Origin of the sequence: Gordonia sp. DT30 (genome assembly GCF_049844915.1) — a bacterium.
GTDB lineage: Bacteria > Actinomycetota > Actinomycetes > Mycobacteriales > Mycobacteriaceae > Gordonia.
In genome coordinates this window covers 67,731-85,435 of the sequence record NZ_JBNCLY010000020.1, presented here as the reverse complement: position 1 = coordinate 85,435, position 17,705 = coordinate 67,731, and the positions used below count along the sequence as shown (strand labels likewise).

Sequence of the window (17,705 nt, the reverse complement as noted above, 5' to 3'; positions counted from 1 at the left end):
AACCGTCACGCGTCGAAGCCCGCCTGGCCCGCCTGCTCGCCATCTGCGGACGCTGACCACCGAATCTGCAGCCTTTAGTCGCGGAAACCGCGACCAAAGGCTGCAGATTCGGCGTCACATCAGCTGTAGTCCGAGCCAGAGTGCGCCGACGGCGGCAATGAGTGTCGGTGGCACGGTGAGTGTTCCCAACAGGACGTAGCGGCGGGTCGGGGGAGCGATCGTGTGACGGCGCATCACGTCGCGCCACAACAGGTTCGCCAACGAGCCGAAGTAGGCGAGGTTCGGCCCGATGTTCACGCCGAGCAACATCGCGAGGGCAAGGCCAGGTTCGTGGGAGACCATCGGCAGCAGCAACAGGGTGGCGGGCAGGTTGTTGAGGATATTGGCCGCCAGCGCGGCCAGCGCGGCCACCGCCAGCAGCGCCCACAGTTGCGTTCCGGACGGGATCAGACCGGTGATCCACTCACCGATAGGGCCCAGCCGGATCGGCACGATGATGATCCCCAGCGCGGCGACGAACGCGAGGAACGGGATGTTCACCGCGCGCACCGCCCGCACCAGGGTCACCGCGGGGGCCTTGCGCAGTGGAGCGATCAGCATCACCACGGCACCGACCGCGGCAACGGCCGCCAACGGAATCCCCAGCGGCTCGGCGATCACGAAGCCACACAACAGCAGCCCCAGCATCACGAGTGTGGCGAGGGGGGCCGGACGTCGGGCGGTGCTCGGCGGGTTGCCGTCCTCGATGGCCGGTGTGCCCGCAGATTTCAGCTCCGACGCGAAGAACATGCGAAAGATGACGTACTCGACGAGGATCGCGACCACCCATGGCGCCGCCATCAACCCGGCGAAAGACAAGAAGCCGAGCCCTGTCGCCGAAAACGCCAGCAAATTCGTCAGATTCGACACGGGCAGCAGCGTGGATGCACTGTTGGCCAGATGTGCGGTCGCCGTGCCGACCGGTGTCACCCGGGCGCCGATGCGTCGCGCGGTGGCGACCGCCACCGGCGTCAGCAGCACGATGGTGGTGTCGATCGAGAGGACCGCCGTCGTCAGCGCTGCCGCGACGAACACCAACCCGAGGAGACGCGTGGGCGAGGCGCGGCTCCACGACGCCAGAATCTGACCGATCCACGCGAATACCCCGGTGCGCGCACACACTTCGGCGATCACCAGCATTGCGGCGAGGAACCCGATCGTCGGGCCGATGAACCGCAACTCGTCGACCACCTGAGACCACGACACCGCCCCGAGCAGGGCGAGCAGCAATGCGGCCGGAACCGCGACGACCGCAGGCGAAAGTCGTTGTGCGGACACCGCGACCCCGATGACGGCGGCCAGGCAGAGCACGGCCACGGCGGTGCCCAGCGAACTGTGGGCATCGAGCACGTCGCGAGCTTACGCCGGTGGGCGGGTCAGCTATCGGTGCCGCTCCAGCCGAATTCGTTCTGCCCGGCCGCCGGCTCGTCACCGGCCGGCAGGGCGACCACGCGGCGTGGGGCGATGACGGTGGTCAGGACGGACCCGACCACCAGAACGATCCCGAGCACCAGACAGCCCTGATTCATCGGCACGACGAAGGCGTCCTGCGCACCGTGAAGCACGCGGGCGCCGAGCTCACCGGGCAGCCGGGCGGCTACTTCGCTCGCCTCGGCCAGCGAACGCCCGATGTGCTCGGCGGCGACGTCGGCCTGCCCCAGTATCTGCCGTCCACCCGCGGTGTTGCCCGCACCGATCTGTGCCTGGCCCGCGGCGGTTATCTGGTCATGAGCGAGATCCGCGACGGGACGGATGCGGCTCGCATACCCGGCAGCGAGGAGGCTTCCGGCCAGCGCGATGCCGATGGCCGCGCCGATCTCGCGGGCGGTGTCGTTGACCGCCGAGCCCACACCCTGGTTGTCGAGCGGGGTGTTGGACATGATCGCGGTGGTCGACGGGGCCGTCGCGAGCCCGATACCGATCGCACAGAATCCCAGCATCCACGCCATCATCCAGTACGCGTCGTAGTCGACGACGCCGAGCAGAATCAGTCCGACGCCGGCGATGAGCAGGCCGGCGCCGAGGACGAAGCGTAGCGAGTGGAAGCGCACCGCAAGCCAGTTGCCCAGCAGCGCAAAGATACTCACCCCCAGCACCATCGGCATGAGGGCGAACGCCGAACGCAGCGGTGAGAACCCGAACACCAACTGCAGCCGCTGCAGAAGCAGATAGAAGGCGCCGAACGAGGCGAAGAACTGCAAAGCCACCGACAGTGCACCGGCGCCGAAGGCGCGGTTGGTGAACAACCGGACGTCGAGAAGCTGCCGGCGACCCCGCAGCTCGATCAGACAGAACACGACGACGAGCACCGCACCGCCGATGAGGGTCCCGAGCACCAGCGCGTCATTCCATCCGCGATGCGGAGCCTCCAGCAGACCGAACACGATGCCGGTGACCGCGAGGATGGACACGACGGAGCCGGCGTAGTCGAAGGGTTGCGGATCGTGGTCCTTCGACGAGCCGATCGTCAGGCATACCAATGCGGTCACCGCGGCCGACGCGGCGAAGGTGATGAAGATCGAATGCCAGGAGAAGAACTCCAGCAGGATACCGGAGACGAAGAAGCCGGCGATCGCACCGGCGCCGGCCACCGCGGCCCAGATACTGATGCCGATGCTCCGTTTGTCCGCGGGCACACCGGAAGTGATCAGCGACAGGGTGGTCGGCATGATGAAGGCCGCGCCGACGCCTGCGACGCAACGCGTGATGATGAGTTGCGTCGAGTCGGTGGTCCAGATCGCCGCCAGCGATCCGATTGCGAACACCAGCAGCCCGACGACCAGCATCTCGCGCCGACCGAAACGGTCACCGATCGCCCCGGCCGGCAACAGCAGCGCGGCGAGCGCGAGGGTGTAGCCGTCCGCGATCCAGGTCATCTGTCCGGTGTCGGCACCGATGTCGATGGCGATGTCGGCCAGCGCGGTGTTGAGGGCGGCCATCGCGGCGACCACCATGCTGACCGCCGCGCAGGCGATGAGGATCAGCCACACCGACCGCAGATCCAGCGTCCTGGGTTGTGTCATCCGTGGCTTCCTTTCCAAGCGGTGAGCAAAGTCGGCAACAAAAATGTGATGCAGGCGACACGCGGGCGACGAATCAAGACACCACATGCAACGTGTGACACATTGATCACTGGAGTAACAAACTCGGGGTTGCAGATCGCCATCACGATCGTGGCCCCGGACAACCGAAAGAGGGAGATCATGGCCGCACCGGTCGCCTCTTCACGATCCACCGAGACCCCAACCGTGCGCCTGCACGTGTGGCGGGTGCTGTCGATGCTGGTGGCACTGATCGCCATCGTCTGCGCGCTCGTGCTCATCGTCACGACCGCTGCCTGAGCGTCGTCGGTGGCCGGGTGTGAACCCGGGGCCCGCCGGCGCGTGCGGGCCGCGTCGTCACCCGGCCGGACCGGGATGAGACGACGCGGCCGAGACTCACGCGTGCTTTTCGACTACGTCGCCGACGGCGGGCAACGCCTCGGTGACGTATCCCTTCGCCTTGCCGCGCAGCGAGTTGTAAGCCTTGGTCAGTGGCGCCTTCGCCGATTCGGCCTGGGCGTCGGTGACCGCGAGCAATGCCTCCGAGGCGGTGCCGGGATCGGCGGCCAGATGTGCACCGAATGAGGTGCCCGCCGGCTTGGAGTCCCAGAACGGCTGGAGTGCCGTCACGAAGTCCGGAAGCATCAGGTTGGTCGCCTTTTTCACGATGTCGGGTTTGACCTTGCCGACGGCCGCGTACGCCGTCTTCACCGCGGCACCACCGAATCCCTTCTGGGCTGCGACCCGCGAGTCGATCACCCCCACCAGATCGTCGACCACGGCTGGGCGGTTCGGGCCGAGCAGGGACTGCAGCGAATCGCTCATCAAGAATCTCCTCAAGGGACGGTTACGAAGACGATGCGGCCGCATGCGGCGACCGGCACCCCTGAGCAGAATAGACGCCTGCACCGGCGAAGTATGGTCGCGCCAAGGTTTGCGGCGTGTGGGGTCTCGGGCCCCTCAGCGCTTCGTGATCACCACATTGCCCAGGGCGGGCGCACGGTCGCGGTCGGCGACGGACGCGGTGATCAGCAACCGGCCGTCGTCATCCCAGACGTCGACGTCGATCGTCTCACCCGGGAAGACCACGCCGGCGAAGGTCGTCGAGTAGTCGGCGACGGCCGTCACGTCGCCGTCGAGAAGCGAGTCGACGACGGCGCGGCACACCGTTCCGTAGGTACACAGGCCGTGCAGGATAGGCCGGGGAAAGCCTGCGGCCGAGGCGAATTCGGGGTCAGAGTGCAGCGGGTTGCGGTCGCCGCACAGGCGGTAGAGCAATGCCTGGTTCGCCAGCGTCGGCACCGACAGGTGGTGATCGGGTTCGCGGTCGGGGTAGGTGACCCGGTTCGACGAGCCACGCTCGCCACCGAACCCGCCCTCGCCCTTGGCGAAGATGGATGACCGTGCCGTCCACAAGACGGTGCCGGCGTCGTCGACGGTGACCGATTCCTGGACGATGACCGCCGCCGACCCCTTGTCCTGGATCTCGGCGATCGTGGTCCGCGTGGTCGCCTTCCCGGCTGCGGGAATGGGCCCGTGGGCGGTGACCTGCTGGCTGCCGTGCACCACCTTGGCGAGGCCGATGTCGATTCCGGGGAAGGAGACCTTCGGGGCCTCGGTGGCGTGGAAGGACGCCGCGACGGTCGCGAAGGTGGGCAACACCTTTGGCGCCACATCGTCGACGTACACCAGGCCGGTGCGGTCCATCGGGTCGCTCGCCGCGCCGACGGCGAGGTGGTAGAGCGCGACGTCGGAGGCCGACCACTCGAAGCTGACCTCGGGGAGCTCGGCACCCAGCGCCTCGGACAGGTCGATCGGCATGACCTCAGTTCTCCTTGCCTGCGGTGGCGGCGGAAGGTGCTGCGCTGTGCGCCGTCTCGCCGTCGGCGCAGTCGCGCGCCGCGAGGTAGCCGAAGACCAGTGCCGGGCCGATGGTGGCCCCCGGGCCGGCGTAGGTGTGACCCATCACCGGGGCGGACGCGTTGCCGGCGGCATAGAGTCCCGCGATCACCGAGCCGTCGGCGCGCAGCGCACGTCCCGATGCATCGGTGTCGATGCCGCCCTTGGTGCCGAGATCGCCGGGCACCATCTTGACCGCGTAGAACGGCGCCTGGTCGACGGCCCCGAGGCTCGGATTGGGCTTGTTGGTGATGTCGCCGTAGTAGTGGTCGTAACCGCTCTTACCGCGGCCGAAGTCCTCGTCGACACCTGCTCGTGCGAAGCCGTTGAACCGTTCGGTGGTGGCGCGCAATGCATCTGCGGGAACGTCGATCTTCTCGGCCAGGGATTCGAGGGAGTCGGCCTTGACGACGACCCCGGATTCGAACCACTTCTTCGGAAGCGGTTGGCGGGCATTGACTCCCGCGAACAGGTAGCGGTTGCGGCACCGCTGATCGAAGATCAGCCAGGACGGTACGTTGTCGCCCGGGCCGGTACCCTGGCCGAACTCGCCGCCGTACATCTGGTGCACCGCTTCGACATACGGCAATGATTCGTTCATGAAGCGATCGCCGCGGGTGTTGACGATGAACGTGCCGGGTACCGAGCGTTCGGACAGCGCGAACCACGGGCCGCGCGGCAGCGGGATGGTCGGGCCCCACCAGGAGTCGTCCATCAGGGACACCGCGGCCCCGATCTTGAGGCCTGCGTTGATGCCGTCACCGGTGTTGGTCGGCGCGCCGGTGGTCCAGTCGGAGCCGATGGGCTCGCGCTGGTACTTCTTGCGCATCTCGACGTTGTGCTCGAAGCCACCGCACGCCAGGATCACTCCACGCTCGGCGCGGATGTGCAGTCGACGTCCCTCGTGCTCGGCGACCACGCCGACCACCCGGTCGTTCTCGGTGACCAGATCCACCAGTCCCGTCGACAAACGCAGTGGCACACCGGCTTTGCGGACTCCGAGCAGGAGTTCGGCGGCCAGCGCCGCGCCCATCGCGATGAGCTTCTTGCCGCGGCTGCGAGCCCAGAAGAACCGCGCGCCCACCTTGCCCATCCGCACCGGACCGCGCCAGTGTCGCAACCCGGTGTTGAGCCAGCGGTAATCCGACTGCAGGACAACCATGTTCAGTGGTGCCTTGGTGTACTGCGGATGCAGTGTCTTCAGGTCGTCGCCGAGGGCGCGGGCGTCGAACGGCCGGGGTTCGACGCTGCGGCCACCGAGCCGTCCGCCGGGCGCCTCGGGGTAGTAGTCGGAGTAGTTCTTCACCCACTCGAGGTCGAGGGGAGCGTGCGCCATCAGGAACTCGAGGGCCTCGGCGCCTCGGTCGATGTAGGTGTCGATCTTCTCGGCCGGCGCGTGCTCGCCGATGATCGCGTGCACATACCGGCGCGCCTCCTCGCGATCGTCGGGGACCCCGTCGCGCTTGAGGACCGAGTTGCCCGGGATCCAGACCCCACCTCCCGAGCGGGACGTCGAGCCGCCCCAGTAGGCCGATTTCTCGATGATCACGGTCCGTAGGCCCTGCGCGGCCGCGGTTATGGCCGCGCTGAGGCCGGCGGCTCCAGCCCCCACGACGACGACGTCATAGGTCTCGTCCGGATCGGTCCCGGTGGGTTGCTGTCCTGCTGGTTCGGTCGCGCCGGCCATGAATTGGGTCCCTTCGTGCGCCGCGGGTGGAACGGGTTCTCATCTAAAAGTAGAACACGTTACAGATTCGCGGCGCCAGGGGTCGGCGGAGTCGGCGGGTGATCGGCGTCGCCACTCCCGGCCGAGAATGCACGGAGTGGTCGAGGGCGGCCGGGGGTCGAGCTATAACGTGCGGCTATGGCGACGGTGGCGGCAATTATCGTCTCGACCGTCGCTATAGCCGCAGTTCATATTCGTTCGCGCCCTCCACGGCTGGCGACGAGCACTCTGTACCCGTTGCCGGTGTGGCCCTCCCGCAAATCTGCAACGTGTTCTAAACTAGAACACGTTCAGCGCATGGAGGTGAGGACGAAATGGCGGTCGACCAGGCAGTTCGACAGCAGATCGCAACCGATCTGTGGAACGCGGAGCGGACCGCGACGGCGATCGACCGTCCTACGGACGCCCACCCGGATCTCGACGTCATCGACGCCTACGAGATCCAGCTCATCAACATCCGCAAGCGGCTCGATGCCGGGGCACGGGTCGCGGGGCACAAGGTCGGGCTGGCCTCGGAGGCCATGCAGAAGATGATGGGTGTCGACGAGCCCGATTACGGGCACCTCCTCGATGAGATGCAGTACTTCGAGCACACCGCGATCGACACGAAGACGTTGTGCATTCCGCGAGTGGAGGTGGAGGTCGGGTTCCTCCTCGGCGCGGACTTGCCGGGCGAGGGCTGCACCAACGAGGACGTGATCGACGCCGTCGAGTGGGTGGTGCCGTCGATCGAGCTCATCGATTCGCGGATCGCCGACTGGCAGATCACCCTGTGCGACACCATCGCCGACAACGCATCCTCGTGCGGATGGATTCTAGGCGAGCAGCGGGTGGCCATCGACGCCATCGACGTCGGCGACATCGATGCGGTCCTGCACCGCAACGGCGAGGTCGTGGCAAAGGGCAATTCCGCTGCGGTGCTGGACAACCCACTCAATGCGGTGAGCTGGCTGGCCCGCAAGGTGAGTTCGTTCGGGGTGCACCTACGCAAGGGCGATCTGATCCTGCCGGGTACGGCAACCCGCGCCTTCGACGTGGGCCCGGGCGATCACGTCGTCGCCGAGTTCGCCCGACTCGGCAGCGTCACGCTGGACTTCAACTGATGTACAAGGACTTTCGACAACTATCACAGGAGGCGTAGGTGGCTGCAAAGCTGACCGCGGCGATCATCGGGTCGGGCAACATCAGTACCGACCTGATGTACAAGCTGGAACGGTCCGAGGTGATCGAGCCGCGATGGATGGTCGGTATCGACGCCGACTCGGAAGGGATGAAGCGGGCCGCCGACCACGGCCTGATCACCATGAGCGGTGGTGCCGACGAGTTGCTCGCGTCCTCGGAGAAGCCGGATCTCATCTTCGAGGCGACGTCGGCCTACGTGCACCGCGAATACGCGCCGAAGTATGCGGCGGCCGGGATCACCGCGGTCGACCTGACGCCCGCGGCGGTGGGCCCGGCAGTGGTGCCGCCGGCGAATCTGCGAGAACACCTCGACGCGCCGAACACCAACATGATCACCTGCGGCGGGCAGGCGACCATCCCGATGGTGCACGCCGTCTCCTCGGTCGTCCCCGTGCCCTACGCCGAGATCGTGGCGTCGGTGTCCTCGGTGTCGGCCGGGCCGGGAACACGCGCCAACATCGACGAGTTCACGCGCACGACGTCGAAGGGCATCGAAACCATCGGGGGAGCCGAGCGTGGCAAGGCCATCATCATCCTGAATCCGGCCGATCCGCCGATGATCATGCGCGACACCATTTTCTGCGCCATTCCCGCCGACGCCGACACCGACGCGATCGCCGCGTCGATCCACAAGCGGGAGAAAGAGATCCAGTCGTACGTGCCGGGATACCGGCTGCTGCAGGACCCGCAGTTCCATGCGCCGAGCGTCATCAACGGCGGCTACGCGCGGGTCTCGATCTTCGTCGAGGTCGAGGGTGCGGGCGACTTCCTGCCGCCGTATGCGGGCAACCTCGACATCATGACCGCCGCCGCCACCAAGGTCGGCGAAGAGATCGCGAAGCAGAAAGCCGGGGTGAACGCATGAGCACCGCAACGTCCAACCTGATGGCCGGCGCGCGGAAGTACTCCGACGCCCTCGACATCCGCATCACCGACTCGTCACTGCGCGACGGCAGCCACCACAAGCGCCACCAGTTCACCGAGAACGAGGTGCGCGCTGTCGTCGGCGCCCTCGACGACGCCGGCGTCCCCGTCATCGAGGTGACCCACGGAGACGGACTGGGCGGCTCGTCGTTCAACTACGGCTTCTCCAAGACGCCTGAGCAACAACTGATCGCCGCGGCAGCGGAGACGGCCAAGCGGGCGAAGATCGCGTTCCTGATGTTGCCGGGTCTGGGCACCAAGGACGACATCCGGGCCGCGCAGGACAACGGCGGACAGATCTGCCGGATCGCCACCCACTGCACCGAGGCCGACGTGTCGATCCAGCACTTCGGTCTCGCCCGGGAACTCGGCCTGGAGACCGTCGGATTCCTGATGATGAGCCACAGCCAGCCGCCGGAAGTGCTTGCCGCCCAAGCGCGAATCATGGCCGACGCGGGCTGCCAGTGCGTCTACGTCGTCGATTCGGCCGGCGCACTGGTGCTCGAGGACGTCACCGTCCGGGTGCAGGCACTGGTCGCCGAACTGGGCGACGACGCGCAGGTCGGGTTCCACGGGCACGAGAATCTCGATATCGCCGTGGCGAATTCGATCAACGCGATCCGGGCCGGCGCCCAGCAGATCGACGGCTCGATCCGGCGCTTCGGTGCCGGTGCCGGCAACACCCCGACCGAGGCGTTCGTCGGCGTCTGCGACAAGCTCGGCATCACCACCGGTGTGGACTTCATGAAGATCGCCGACGCCGCGCAGGACGTGGTCCGGCCGGTGATGCCGACGGAGTGCCTCGTCGACCGTTCATCGATGATGATGGGCTATGCCGGCTGCTACAGCTCGTTCCTCAAGCACGCCGAGGGTCACGCCGAGCGCTACCACGTCTCGGCCGCCGAGATCCTCATCGAAGCCGGCAACCGCAAACTCGTCGGCGGACAAGAGGACCAGCTCATCGACATCGCGCTGGAACTGAAGAAGAAGGCCGACGCGAACGCCGGCGTGTGAGACGTCGGCCGCCGGCTAACCCGCCGGCGGTGCGGGCGTGTCCAGCCGGCCGTCGAGCGGATTGTCAGGGTCACGAAAAGCTGTCTCGCAGTAGGTGATCCGCGGGTCGGTGAGGATGAGCCCCGTAGCCGTACGTGGCGCCGTGATCGGTGGGCGCCTTCCCGCTCACTCATCTGCTTCCCGCTCAGCGATCTCGGTGAGCGGGAAGCAAATAGGTGAGCGGGAAGCAAATAGGTGAGCTGGAGCCCGCCATCGAACCGCCCCTACATCCCGGCCGGCGGGTGGCCGAGGCAGAAGACGGCGCCGAGCGGATCCTTGAGGGCTGCGAGCGTGCCGTACGGGGTCTCCTCGCCGCCCATCAGGACCTCGGCGCCGAGGGACTCCGCCTGCTTCACGGTGGCGGCGACGTCGTCGACGCAGACATAGACCTGCCAGAAGGAGCCGACCTCGGGCGGAAACATCTTCGCGGCGTCCATGATCCCGCTGTAGGACTGCTCGCCGACGAAGACCTGGCCGTAATGGTCGGGGCCGACGGCGTCGGGGTCGCCGCCGGTGCCGACCTCCTCGATGCGGGCGCCGATCACCTGTGGGTAGAAGTCGAGCGAGGCCGCATAGTCCTTGCTCTGACACTCGAACCAGTACGGGGTGCCATGCGTACCCCATTCACTGAAGCCGACGTGACGGTTCGGCTGCCAGAACCCGATCGCCGCGCCGGCGGTGTCGACGGCGATCAGCATGGTGCCTTCCTCGCCGACGGCCATGGGCGGCACCATCATGGTTCCGCCGGCCTTCTCGACGGCCTGCACCGTCGTCTCCGGGTCATCGGTGTGCAGGTACACCGACCACACATTCGCCGGGCCGGCCTCGGCCATGTGCGGCATCAACCCGGCGATGCGTCTGCCGTTGCGGGTGAAGTTCTGGTAGCCGCCGAATTCGGCGCGTGGGGGACCCTCGACCTCCCAGCCGAAGATCGCGCCGTAGAAGTCGACGGCCCGTGCCGGGTCGCTGCTCGTCAGATCGAACCAGGTCGGTGCGCCGACCGGGGCGGAGTAACTGGTCATGTCGTGCCCTTCTCGCCTATTGGGATGGTGGCCCAGAGAGGATCTGGGCCAGAGGGACTGACCTCGATCCTCGCCGAAACTCACCGCGAATGGGGCGTATCGGGACCTACTGCCGTGTGGAGGCGACGTGGGTGAGGAATTCGCGGGCCGCTCCGGCGGCGGGGTGGCGGCCACCGATCCAGACGGCGCGCAGTGCCCGACGCAGATCGAGGTCGGCGAGCGGTACGGCGACGAGGCGGCGTCCGAGGTCGTCGCGCACCGCCAGATCCGACAGTACGGCCGGCCCGGCCCCGGCGATCACCGCCGAGCGCACCGCCGCCGACGTCGACAACTCCAGCACCGGATCGGCGCGCGGAGTTCCCGCGCCGACCGTGCGGGCGAGTGTGCGCTCGAGGAAACTGCGTGTCCCCGAACCGCTTTCCCGAGAGACCAGTGCGGTATGCGCCAACTCGTCGGCGGTGACCGGGGTGCGTCGACGAGCCCACCGGTGGTCATGGGGCACCACGAGCAGCAGGGTGTCGCGTGCGACGATCCGGCTGTGCACACCGGGCGCCACCTCGGGCCCCTCGACGAATCCGAGTTCGACGTCACCGGCGCGCACCATTTCACAGGCGTGTTCGGAGTTCGTCGCGGTGAACGACACCTTGGGGCGGGAGGCCGAGGCCCCGTGTTCGGTCCGTCCGAACGACACCAGCCAGCGTGGCAACAAGTGCTCGGCGATGGTCAGGCTGGCGGCCAGCCGCAGTTGATCACGGCGCTCTTGGCGCAGCGCGGCCAGCCCGGTGTCGAATTCGTCGGCCGCAGTGAGTAGCCGATCGGCCCACTCCGACACGAGGATTCCTGTTTCGGTCGGAGTGGTCCCGGTGGGCGAGCGGTTCAGCAGCGAGACCCCGAGCGTCGCCTCCAGCGCCCGCATGCGTGCCGACGCCGCCTGCTGGGTGACGCCCAGTTCGGTGGCGGCCGCATTGAGGCTGCCGTGGGTGATCACCGCGAGCAGCGTCTCCAGGGACGGCAGGTCGGGCATGCGCGAGCTCAGCATTCGCCCACCATACAAGTGCCGTTTGTAGGGGTTGCAGACAATCGGCCTCTACTGCCTGCGCCCGCAGACGGCGACCGTAGGGGCCATGACTCTTCTCGGTGTGCCCGCGCGGTCGTGGACCCTGCGCCCGGACCGGTTCGCCCACGTACCGCCGAACTGGTTCGCGTCGGTCATGGGAACCGGGATCGTCGCGGTCGCCGCGCACGCCCTCGACGCAGACAGCTCAGTTCTGACCGGACTGTCGGTGGTGTTCTGGCTACTCGCCTGCGTGGTGTTCATCTGGGTCGTCGCCGCGACCGCGGCCCACTGGCGTCGGCATCCCGACGTCGCCCGTGGACACCATCAACATCCGGTGATCGCACACTTTTACGGTGCCGTGCCGATGGCGATTCTCACCGTGGGCACGTCCACGCTGGTTGCGGGCACGCACGTGATCGGCCACCGTGCCGCACTCGCCGTCGATGCGGTCTGTTTCACCGTCGGCACGATCAGCGCGGTCGTCGCGGCGATCCTCGTGCCGGCCCGTCATCTCGTCGGGCGTTCCGACGAGCGGGGCGAGCCGTTCGGCGGCTGGCTGATGTCGGTGGTGGGGCCGACGGTGACGGCGTCGGCGGCCGCGGTGCTGGCCGCGTCCGTCGACTCGGCCGCGACGAGCCGGTTCCTGCTGCTCGTCGGTGCCGCAGCGCTCGGCTTCTCGCTGATCCTCGCGTTGCCAGTCCTCGTGGTGGTGGTGCGGCGACTGGTCATGACGGGCTCCGGCCCGGATGGGATCGCGCCCACCTGGTGGATCGTGCTCGGCCCGCTGGGACAGTCGGTGACCGCCGCATGCCTGCTCCCGCATTCCGCGGCAGCGGTGCTCGATGCGCCGACCGCCCGAGTCGTGCGTGACGTCGGCCTGGCGTATGCGATTCCGGTCTGGGTCGCCGCTGCGTGCTGGATCGTGGTCGCCGCGACCATCACCGTGCGTTCGATCGCCCGCGGCCTGCCGTTCGGGTTGACGTGGTGGTCGTTCACCTTCCCGCTGGGCACCTTCGTCACCGGCTCCGCCGCGCTGGGGACAGTGCTCGGCGGCACGGTGTTCACGGTGGTCGCCGACGCCGGATTCGTCGTCCTGGTGTGCGCGTGGACCATCGTGGTCGCCCGCACGGCCGCCGGGGTCGTCGAGACCGCGTCGCCGGCGGTGCCGCAGCCGGTGCGTGGCACGCTGGAACGGTGAGCAGCGTCCCCGACACCGCCGTCCCGAAGCGAGTCACCGACCGTATCCGACCGTTTCTGTGGCCGGTCCTGGCCATCGCCGGCGTGGTCATTGCCGGATGTTCCCAGGCGACCTGGGGCTACTCCGACCAGGGCGCGCAGCTGGAGGTCAGTGGTCTCGGTGGCGTCGACGCGAAGGCCGCGGCGACCGCCGATGTCGCGGCCGCCTTCGGCGCCCACACGCATCGGCCCGCACTGGTCACCCTGATTCTCGGCGTCGTCATCGCGCTGGTCGCGCTGCTGGCGTGGTGGAAGCCGATCCGGCGCAACCGGATCGCGGTTCTCGGGGCCGCGGCGGTGATCGCCGCAGCGGGAGTTGCGACGGTCGTCGTCGCCGCCGTGACGGTGGCCGACCCGGCGACGCACCTGTTCGACGCCGCGGTCATCGACGCGATCGACACGCCGGGACCGCTGTTGGACGCGGGCTGGGGCGCGATCGCGACTCTCGTCCTCGGACTGCTGACCGTCGTCGTGGCCCTGACCGCCGCGGTTCTGCAGTGGCCGGTGCTCACCAATAGCCGTCGGGATCGGACTCCGGTGAGTGCGCGGGGATGATCCCCTCGGCCACCCCGTGATCGATACTCGCCGACAACCGCGGACACGTCCGCATCATCGCCGGATTCCCGCCGGCCCGACGGATCTCCTCGAGCTCGTCACAACGCGCGCGGGCCTGCGCATTCCACTGCACGCTGGTGTGATGCGGGCTGGTCTTCTTGACCAGGATGCAGGCGTGGCACGAGCGGCATTCGATCTCGGTCATGCCGCCCCGCAGATAGTGGTCGCGGTCGCGGGTGGTCGCCTCGCGTACCCGCTCCAGCCGCGCGGGATCGGTGGTGAGATCGGGGGCCTTGGACCAGCCGGCTGCGCGCGTCATCGGCTCAGACCCGCGACTCGGCGCCCTCGGCCGTCTGTACGTCGGCTGCCTGCTGCTCCTCGCGGCGCCGAATGTTCTCCTGCACCTCGATGTTCCAGCTCTCGACCGCCTTGACGGTGTCGATCTCGTACTCGAAGCGTTGCGTCATCTCGTCGGTGACGTCGGCCTTGTCGACGTAGAACTGCTCATACCAGCGTCGCAGCTGGTACACCGGGCCGTCCTCCTCGACGAGCAGCGGATTGTCGATGCGGGTCTTGTGCTTCCAGATCTCGACGTCCTGCAGGAACCCCACCTCGATGCCTGCGGTGATCTTGGTGGCCATCTTGGCGGCCTGCTCGGCGGAGAGACCCTCGGGGACCTTGGCCATCACGCCGTACATCAGCACGAACGAATTCTCGTCGATGGGGTAGTGGCAATTGGTGAGGATGGTCTCGACGGCGTATCCGCCGTAGTACTGCACCATCGGATTGAGCATGTAGGACGGTCCGTAATAGGCGGCGATCGATTCCAGGCGGGTGTCGCCGTAGGCGGTGCCCAACGAGATGTCCGGGCGTCCATGGGAGTTCATGTATTGCGCGGCGGTCTCGCCCTCGAAGACGTTCTTGAAGTAGTCGGGCAGCGCGAAATGCACGTAGAAGAAGTGCGCCATGTCGACGACGTTGTCGATGATCTCGCGGCAGTTGGAGCCCTCGATGACGATCCGGTTCCAGGTCCACGGCGTCCACTCGTCGCTGCCGACCTCCGACACCTCGGGGATGACGCAGTCCTCCGGTGGCGGATTGCCCTCGGCATCGTGGTAGACGAAGACCTGCCCGTTGCGGATCATCGTCGGCCAGGCGCGCGTCTTGGCGAGCTTCGGGTTGCGCTTGGCGTACGGCACGCCGGCACATCGGCCGTTGCCCTTCCACAACCAGCCGTGGAAGGGGCAGGCGACGTTGTCGCCCTTGACGCTGCCCTGGGAGAGGTCGCCGCCCATGTGCCGGCAGTAGGCGTCGAGGACCTGGATCTCACCTGCGGTGTCGGCCCAGACGACGAGCTTGGTGCCGAAGATCTGCACCGGGTGGGGTGCGCCGTCGCGGAAGTCGTTCACCAGGCCCAGGCAGTGCCATCCCCGGGCGAAGCGGGTCGGCGGGGTGCCGGTGTCGATCTCACGCACACCCGAATCGGTTCCGCCGGTGTGTGCGGGCCCGGAACCAGCTGTCACAGCCATGTGGCCATCTCCCATCGTGCTGCTGCACGCAAATCGCGTACGACCAATACTAGAACATGTTACAAAAATGGTGGCCGATTGCCGGGTGCGATGTGGGAAACAGGGCAGGAAAAGGGCCCAAAGTCCCAGCGCTCGACATAAATGAGAACGTGTTCTAGTCTCGAAATCGTACAGCGTGAAGGTTGCCGGCGGGACCGGGCACACGACGAGAACAGGCGGGGAGACAGGAATGGGCGAGATGCCAGCACAACGGAGCGGTTCTGATCATCAGCGGTTCCCATCAGCGCATCAGCGCAGCGAGGCAGCCGAGGCGGTCCTCGAAAAGATCAACGCGCTGCTGCCCGAGCTCGAACAGCGGACCCAGCAGACCGAGGATCTGGGGCGGATTCCCGACGAGACGGTCTCCAGCCTCGAGAGCGCCGGTTTCTTCCGGCTCATGCAGCCCGCGCAGTGGGGCGGCTACGAGGTCGACCCGGTCACCTTCTACGAGGCCGTCCGCCGTTTGTCCACCGCCTGCGGGTCGACGGGCTGGGTGTCGGGCATCGTCGGTGTCCACAACTGGCACCTGGCGCTGTTCGATCAGCAGGCCCAGGACGACGTCTGGGGCAAGGACACCTCGGTCCGGATCTCCTCGTCGTATGCCCCGATGGGAATGGGCGAGGTCGTCGACGGCGGATACAAAGTCAACGGCAACTGGGCCTTCTCCTCGGGATGCGAGATCGCCGACTGGACCTTCGTGGGCGGTCCGGTGATCAAGCGCGGCAAGCCCGTCGACTTCGTCAGCTTCCTCCTGCCCCGCTCCGACTACACGATCAAGAACACGTGGAATGTGGTCGGGCTCAAGGGAACCGGCTCCAATACGCTGCAGGTCAAGGATGCCTTCGTGCCGAGCCACCGCGTGCTGTCGATGCGCACCATGGCCGAATATCGCAGCCCGGGACTCGAGCGCAACACCGCCCCGGTGTACAAGATGCCGTGGGGCACTATCCATCCGAGCGTCATCTCGACGCCCATCATCGGAATGGCGTACGGCGCCTACCACTCGCACGTCGAGCATCAGGGCAAGCGGGTACGCGCGGCCTATGCCGGCGAGAAGTCCAAGGACGATCCGTTCGCCAAGGTGCGGATCGCCGGTGCCGCCAGCGACATAGACGCGGCCTGGCGTCAGGTGTCGGGCAATCTGGCCGCCGAATACGACCTCATCCTCGCCGGCGAGGAGATCCCGATGGAGCTGCGGCTGGCCGCCCGTCGTGACCAGGTGCGGGCCACCGGCCGGGCGATCGCCGCCATCGACAGTCTCTTCGAGAACTCCGGCGCCGGAGCGCTCGACCTGGACTCGCCGATCCAGCGGTTCTGGCGTGACGCGCATGCCGGGCGCGTGCATGCCGCCAACGATCCCGAACGGGCGTATGTGGCATTCGGCAACGGCGAGTTCGGGATTCCGGTCGGCGACACCATGGTCTGACCGGCCGTGACGGGGCGCATGACAGGCACAGCGAATACAGGAGCAGCAGACATGACCGACAGTCCCATCCGATCCCTGGGCTACATGCGCATCGAGGCGACAGACGTCGGCGCGTGGCGCGAGTACGGACTCAAGGTCCTCGGCATGGTCGAGGGCAAGGGAGCGACCGACGGCGCCCTGTATCTGCGCATGGACGATTTCCCGGCGCGGCTGGTGATCGTGCCGGGCGAACACGACCGGCTTGCCTCCTCCGGCTGGGAGTGTGCCAATGCTGCTGCGCTGCAGGAGGTTCGGGACCGGCTGTCGGCGGCGGGAATCGTGTACCGCGAGGCCAAGGACGAGGAACTACTCGACCGGCAGGTGGTCGAGATGATCGTGTTCGACGATCCGGCCGGCCACACGTTGGAGGCCTTCCACGGTGTGGCACTGCAACATCGACGGATCGTGAGCCCGTACGGTCACCGCTTCGTCACCGGCGAACAGGGCCTCGGGCACGTGGTGCTCACCTGCTCCGACGACAAGGCCGCCCTCGACTTCTACAGCGACGTCCTCGGGTTCTCCCTGCGCGATTCGATGCGCCTGCCGCCACAGGCGGTCGGCCGCGAGGAGGGCGACGAGGTGCCGTGGCTGCGCTTCCTCGGATGCAACCCGCGGCACCATTCGCTGGCGTTCCTGCCCATCCCGAACTCGACGGGCATCGTGCATCTGATGGTGGAGGTGGGCAACTCCGACGATGTCGGCCTGTGCCTGGACCGGGCGCTGCGCCGCAAGGTGCCGATGTCGGCCACGCTGGGCCGCCACGTCAACGACCTGATGTTGTCGTTCTACATGAAGACGCCCGGCGGATTCGACGTCGAATTCGGCTGTGAGGGAAGAAAAGTCGACGACGACGAGTGGATCGCCCGGGAGAGTACTGCGGTCAGCCTGTGGGGACACGATTTCACCATCGGCTTCCGCGGTTAGGGCCGGACGCCGAA

17 protein-coding genes are annotated in these 17,705 nt (G+C 67.3%); 8 read left to right on the top strand and 9 right to left on the bottom strand.

Annotated elements, in window-relative coordinates:
• Nucleotides 1-114 precede the first annotated feature (114 nt).
• On the bottom strand, nucleotides 115-1,389 hold the full coding sequence (locus ACLQ3C_RS17280; RefSeq protein WP_425706312.1) for an SLC13 family permease: 1,275 nt from the start codon (nucleotides 1,387-1,389) through the stop codon (nucleotides 115-117).
• Between the two features lie 26 nt (nucleotides 1,390-1,415).
• Nucleotides 1,416-3,062 (bottom strand): MFS transporter, encoded by a 1,647-nt coding sequence (locus ACLQ3C_RS17275; RefSeq protein WP_425706311.1) that lies wholly within the window; start codon nucleotides 3,060-3,062, stop codon nucleotides 1,416-1,418.
• Nucleotides 3,063-3,083: 21 nt separating this feature from the next.
• On the opposite strand from ACLQ3C_RS17275, the gene ACLQ3C_RS17270 reads away from it, so the two are divergent.
• On the top strand, nucleotides 3,084-3,380 hold the full coding sequence (locus ACLQ3C_RS17270) for a hypothetical protein (protein ID WP_425706310.1): 297 nt from the start codon (nucleotides 3,084-3,086) through the stop codon (nucleotides 3,378-3,380).
• A 96-nt stretch (nucleotides 3,381-3,476) separates the two neighbouring features.
• Here the strand turns inward: ACLQ3C_RS17270 and ACLQ3C_RS17265 are convergent, their stop codons facing one another.
• The 3 genes from ACLQ3C_RS17265 to kstD form a co-directional block, all read right to left on the bottom strand.
• Nucleotides 3,477-3,905, bottom strand: a complete 429-nt coding sequence (locus ACLQ3C_RS17265) for a DUF6918 family protein (RefSeq protein ID WP_425706309.1) — start codon at nucleotides 3,903-3,905, stop codon at nucleotides 3,477-3,479.
• A gap of 135 nt (nucleotides 3,906-4,040) precedes the next feature.
• The gene (locus ACLQ3C_RS17260) at nucleotides 4,041-4,901 is read right to left on the bottom strand and encodes a MaoC/PaaZ C-terminal domain-containing protein (RefSeq protein ID WP_425706308.1); all 861 of its coding nucleotides are present in this window, start codon (nucleotides 4,899-4,901) and stop codon (nucleotides 4,041-4,043) included.
• Between the two features lie 4 nt (nucleotides 4,902-4,905).
• Nucleotides 4,906-6,666: a 3-oxosteroid 1-dehydrogenase gene (gene kstD, locus ACLQ3C_RS17255; protein ID WP_425706307.1), complete on the bottom strand. Its 1,761-nt coding sequence runs from the start codon at nucleotides 6,664-6,666 to the stop codon at nucleotides 4,906-4,908.
• A 353-nt stretch (nucleotides 6,667-7,019) separates the two neighbouring features.
• Here kstD and ACLQ3C_RS17250 point away from each other — a divergent pair, with 353 nt between their 5' ends.
• The 3 genes from ACLQ3C_RS17250 to dmpG are packed head-to-tail and all read left to right on the top strand — an operon-like array spanning nucleotide 7,020 to nucleotide 9,825.
• Nucleotides 7,020-7,808, top strand: a complete 789-nt coding sequence (locus ACLQ3C_RS17250) for a 2-keto-4-pentenoate hydratase (protein ID WP_425706306.1) — start codon at nucleotides 7,020-7,022, stop codon at nucleotides 7,806-7,808.
• A gap of 38 nt (nucleotides 7,809-7,846) precedes the next feature.
• Complete coding sequence (locus tag ACLQ3C_RS17245; RefSeq protein ID WP_425706305.1) at nucleotides 7,847-8,752, top strand: acetaldehyde dehydrogenase (acetylating); 906 nt, start codon at nucleotides 7,847-7,849, stop codon at nucleotides 8,750-8,752.
• Nucleotides 8,749-9,825 carry a 4-hydroxy-2-oxovalerate aldolase gene (gene dmpG / locus ACLQ3C_RS17240; RefSeq protein ID WP_425706304.1) on the top strand — a complete coding sequence of 359 codons (1,077 nt, stop codon included), beginning with the start codon at nucleotides 8,749-8,751 and terminating at the stop codon, nucleotides 9,823-9,825. The genes ACLQ3C_RS17245 and dmpG overlap by 4 nt, the downstream gene beginning before the upstream one ends.
• Nucleotides 9,826-10,088: 263 nt before the next feature.
• Here the strand turns inward: dmpG and ACLQ3C_RS17235 are convergent, their stop codons facing one another.
• Both ACLQ3C_RS17235 and ACLQ3C_RS17230 read right to left on the bottom strand, forming a co-directional pair.
• On the bottom strand, nucleotides 10,089-10,886 hold the full coding sequence (locus ACLQ3C_RS17235; protein WP_425706303.1) for a VOC family protein: 798 nt from the start codon (nucleotides 10,884-10,886) through the stop codon (nucleotides 10,089-10,091).
• A gap of 106 nt (nucleotides 10,887-10,992) precedes the next feature.
• Nucleotides 10,993-11,910 carry a LysR family transcriptional regulator gene (locus tag ACLQ3C_RS17230; protein ID WP_425706321.1) on the bottom strand — a complete coding sequence of 306 codons (918 nt, stop codon included), beginning with the start codon at nucleotides 11,908-11,910 and terminating at the stop codon, nucleotides 10,993-10,995.
• 100 nt (nucleotides 11,911-12,010) lie between these two features.
• Between ACLQ3C_RS17230 and ACLQ3C_RS17225 the strand changes: the two genes are divergently transcribed.
• Together ACLQ3C_RS17225 and ACLQ3C_RS17220 are read left to right on the top strand one after the other, a co-directional pair.
• Nucleotides 12,011-13,141, top strand: coding sequence for a TDT family transporter (locus tag ACLQ3C_RS17225; protein ID WP_425706302.1), 1,131 nt, complete (start codon nucleotides 12,011-12,013; stop codon nucleotides 13,139-13,141).
• Nucleotides 13,138-13,734 (top strand): hypothetical protein, encoded by a 597-nt coding sequence (locus ACLQ3C_RS17220; RefSeq protein ID WP_425706301.1) that lies wholly within the window; start codon nucleotides 13,138-13,140, stop codon nucleotides 13,732-13,734. The genes ACLQ3C_RS17225 and ACLQ3C_RS17220 overlap by 4 nt, the downstream gene beginning before the upstream one ends.
• On the opposite strand, the gene ACLQ3C_RS17215 is transcribed toward ACLQ3C_RS17220, so the two are convergent.
• Together ACLQ3C_RS17215 and ACLQ3C_RS17210 are read right to left on the bottom strand one after the other, a co-directional pair.
• Entirely contained in the window at nucleotides 13,688-14,053 is a 366-nt protein-coding gene (locus ACLQ3C_RS17215; protein WP_425706300.1) for a hypothetical protein, read from the bottom strand. The two genes, ACLQ3C_RS17220 and ACLQ3C_RS17215, sit on opposite strands and share 47 nt — an antisense overlap.
• A gap of 4 nt (nucleotides 14,054-14,057) precedes the next feature.
• Entirely contained in the window at nucleotides 14,058-15,263 is a 1,206-nt protein-coding gene (locus ACLQ3C_RS17210; protein WP_425706299.1) for a Rieske 2Fe-2S domain-containing protein, read from the bottom strand.
• A gap of 229 nt (nucleotides 15,264-15,492) precedes the next feature.
• Between ACLQ3C_RS17210 and hsaA the strand changes: the two genes are divergently transcribed.
• Nucleotides 15,493-16,728: a 3-hydroxy-9,10-secoandrosta-1,3,5(10)-triene-9,17-dione monooxygenase oxygenase subunit gene (gene hsaA / locus ACLQ3C_RS17205; RefSeq protein ID WP_425706298.1), complete on the top strand. Its 1,236-nt coding sequence runs from the start codon at nucleotides 15,493-15,495 to the stop codon at nucleotides 16,726-16,728.
• A 51-nt stretch (nucleotides 16,729-16,779) separates the two neighbouring features.
• Complete coding sequence (gene hsaC, locus ACLQ3C_RS17200; RefSeq protein ID WP_425706297.1) at nucleotides 16,780-17,691, top strand: iron-dependent extradiol dioxygenase HsaC; 912 nt, start codon at nucleotides 16,780-16,782, stop codon at nucleotides 17,689-17,691.
• Nucleotides 17,692-17,705 lie beyond the last annotated feature (14 nt).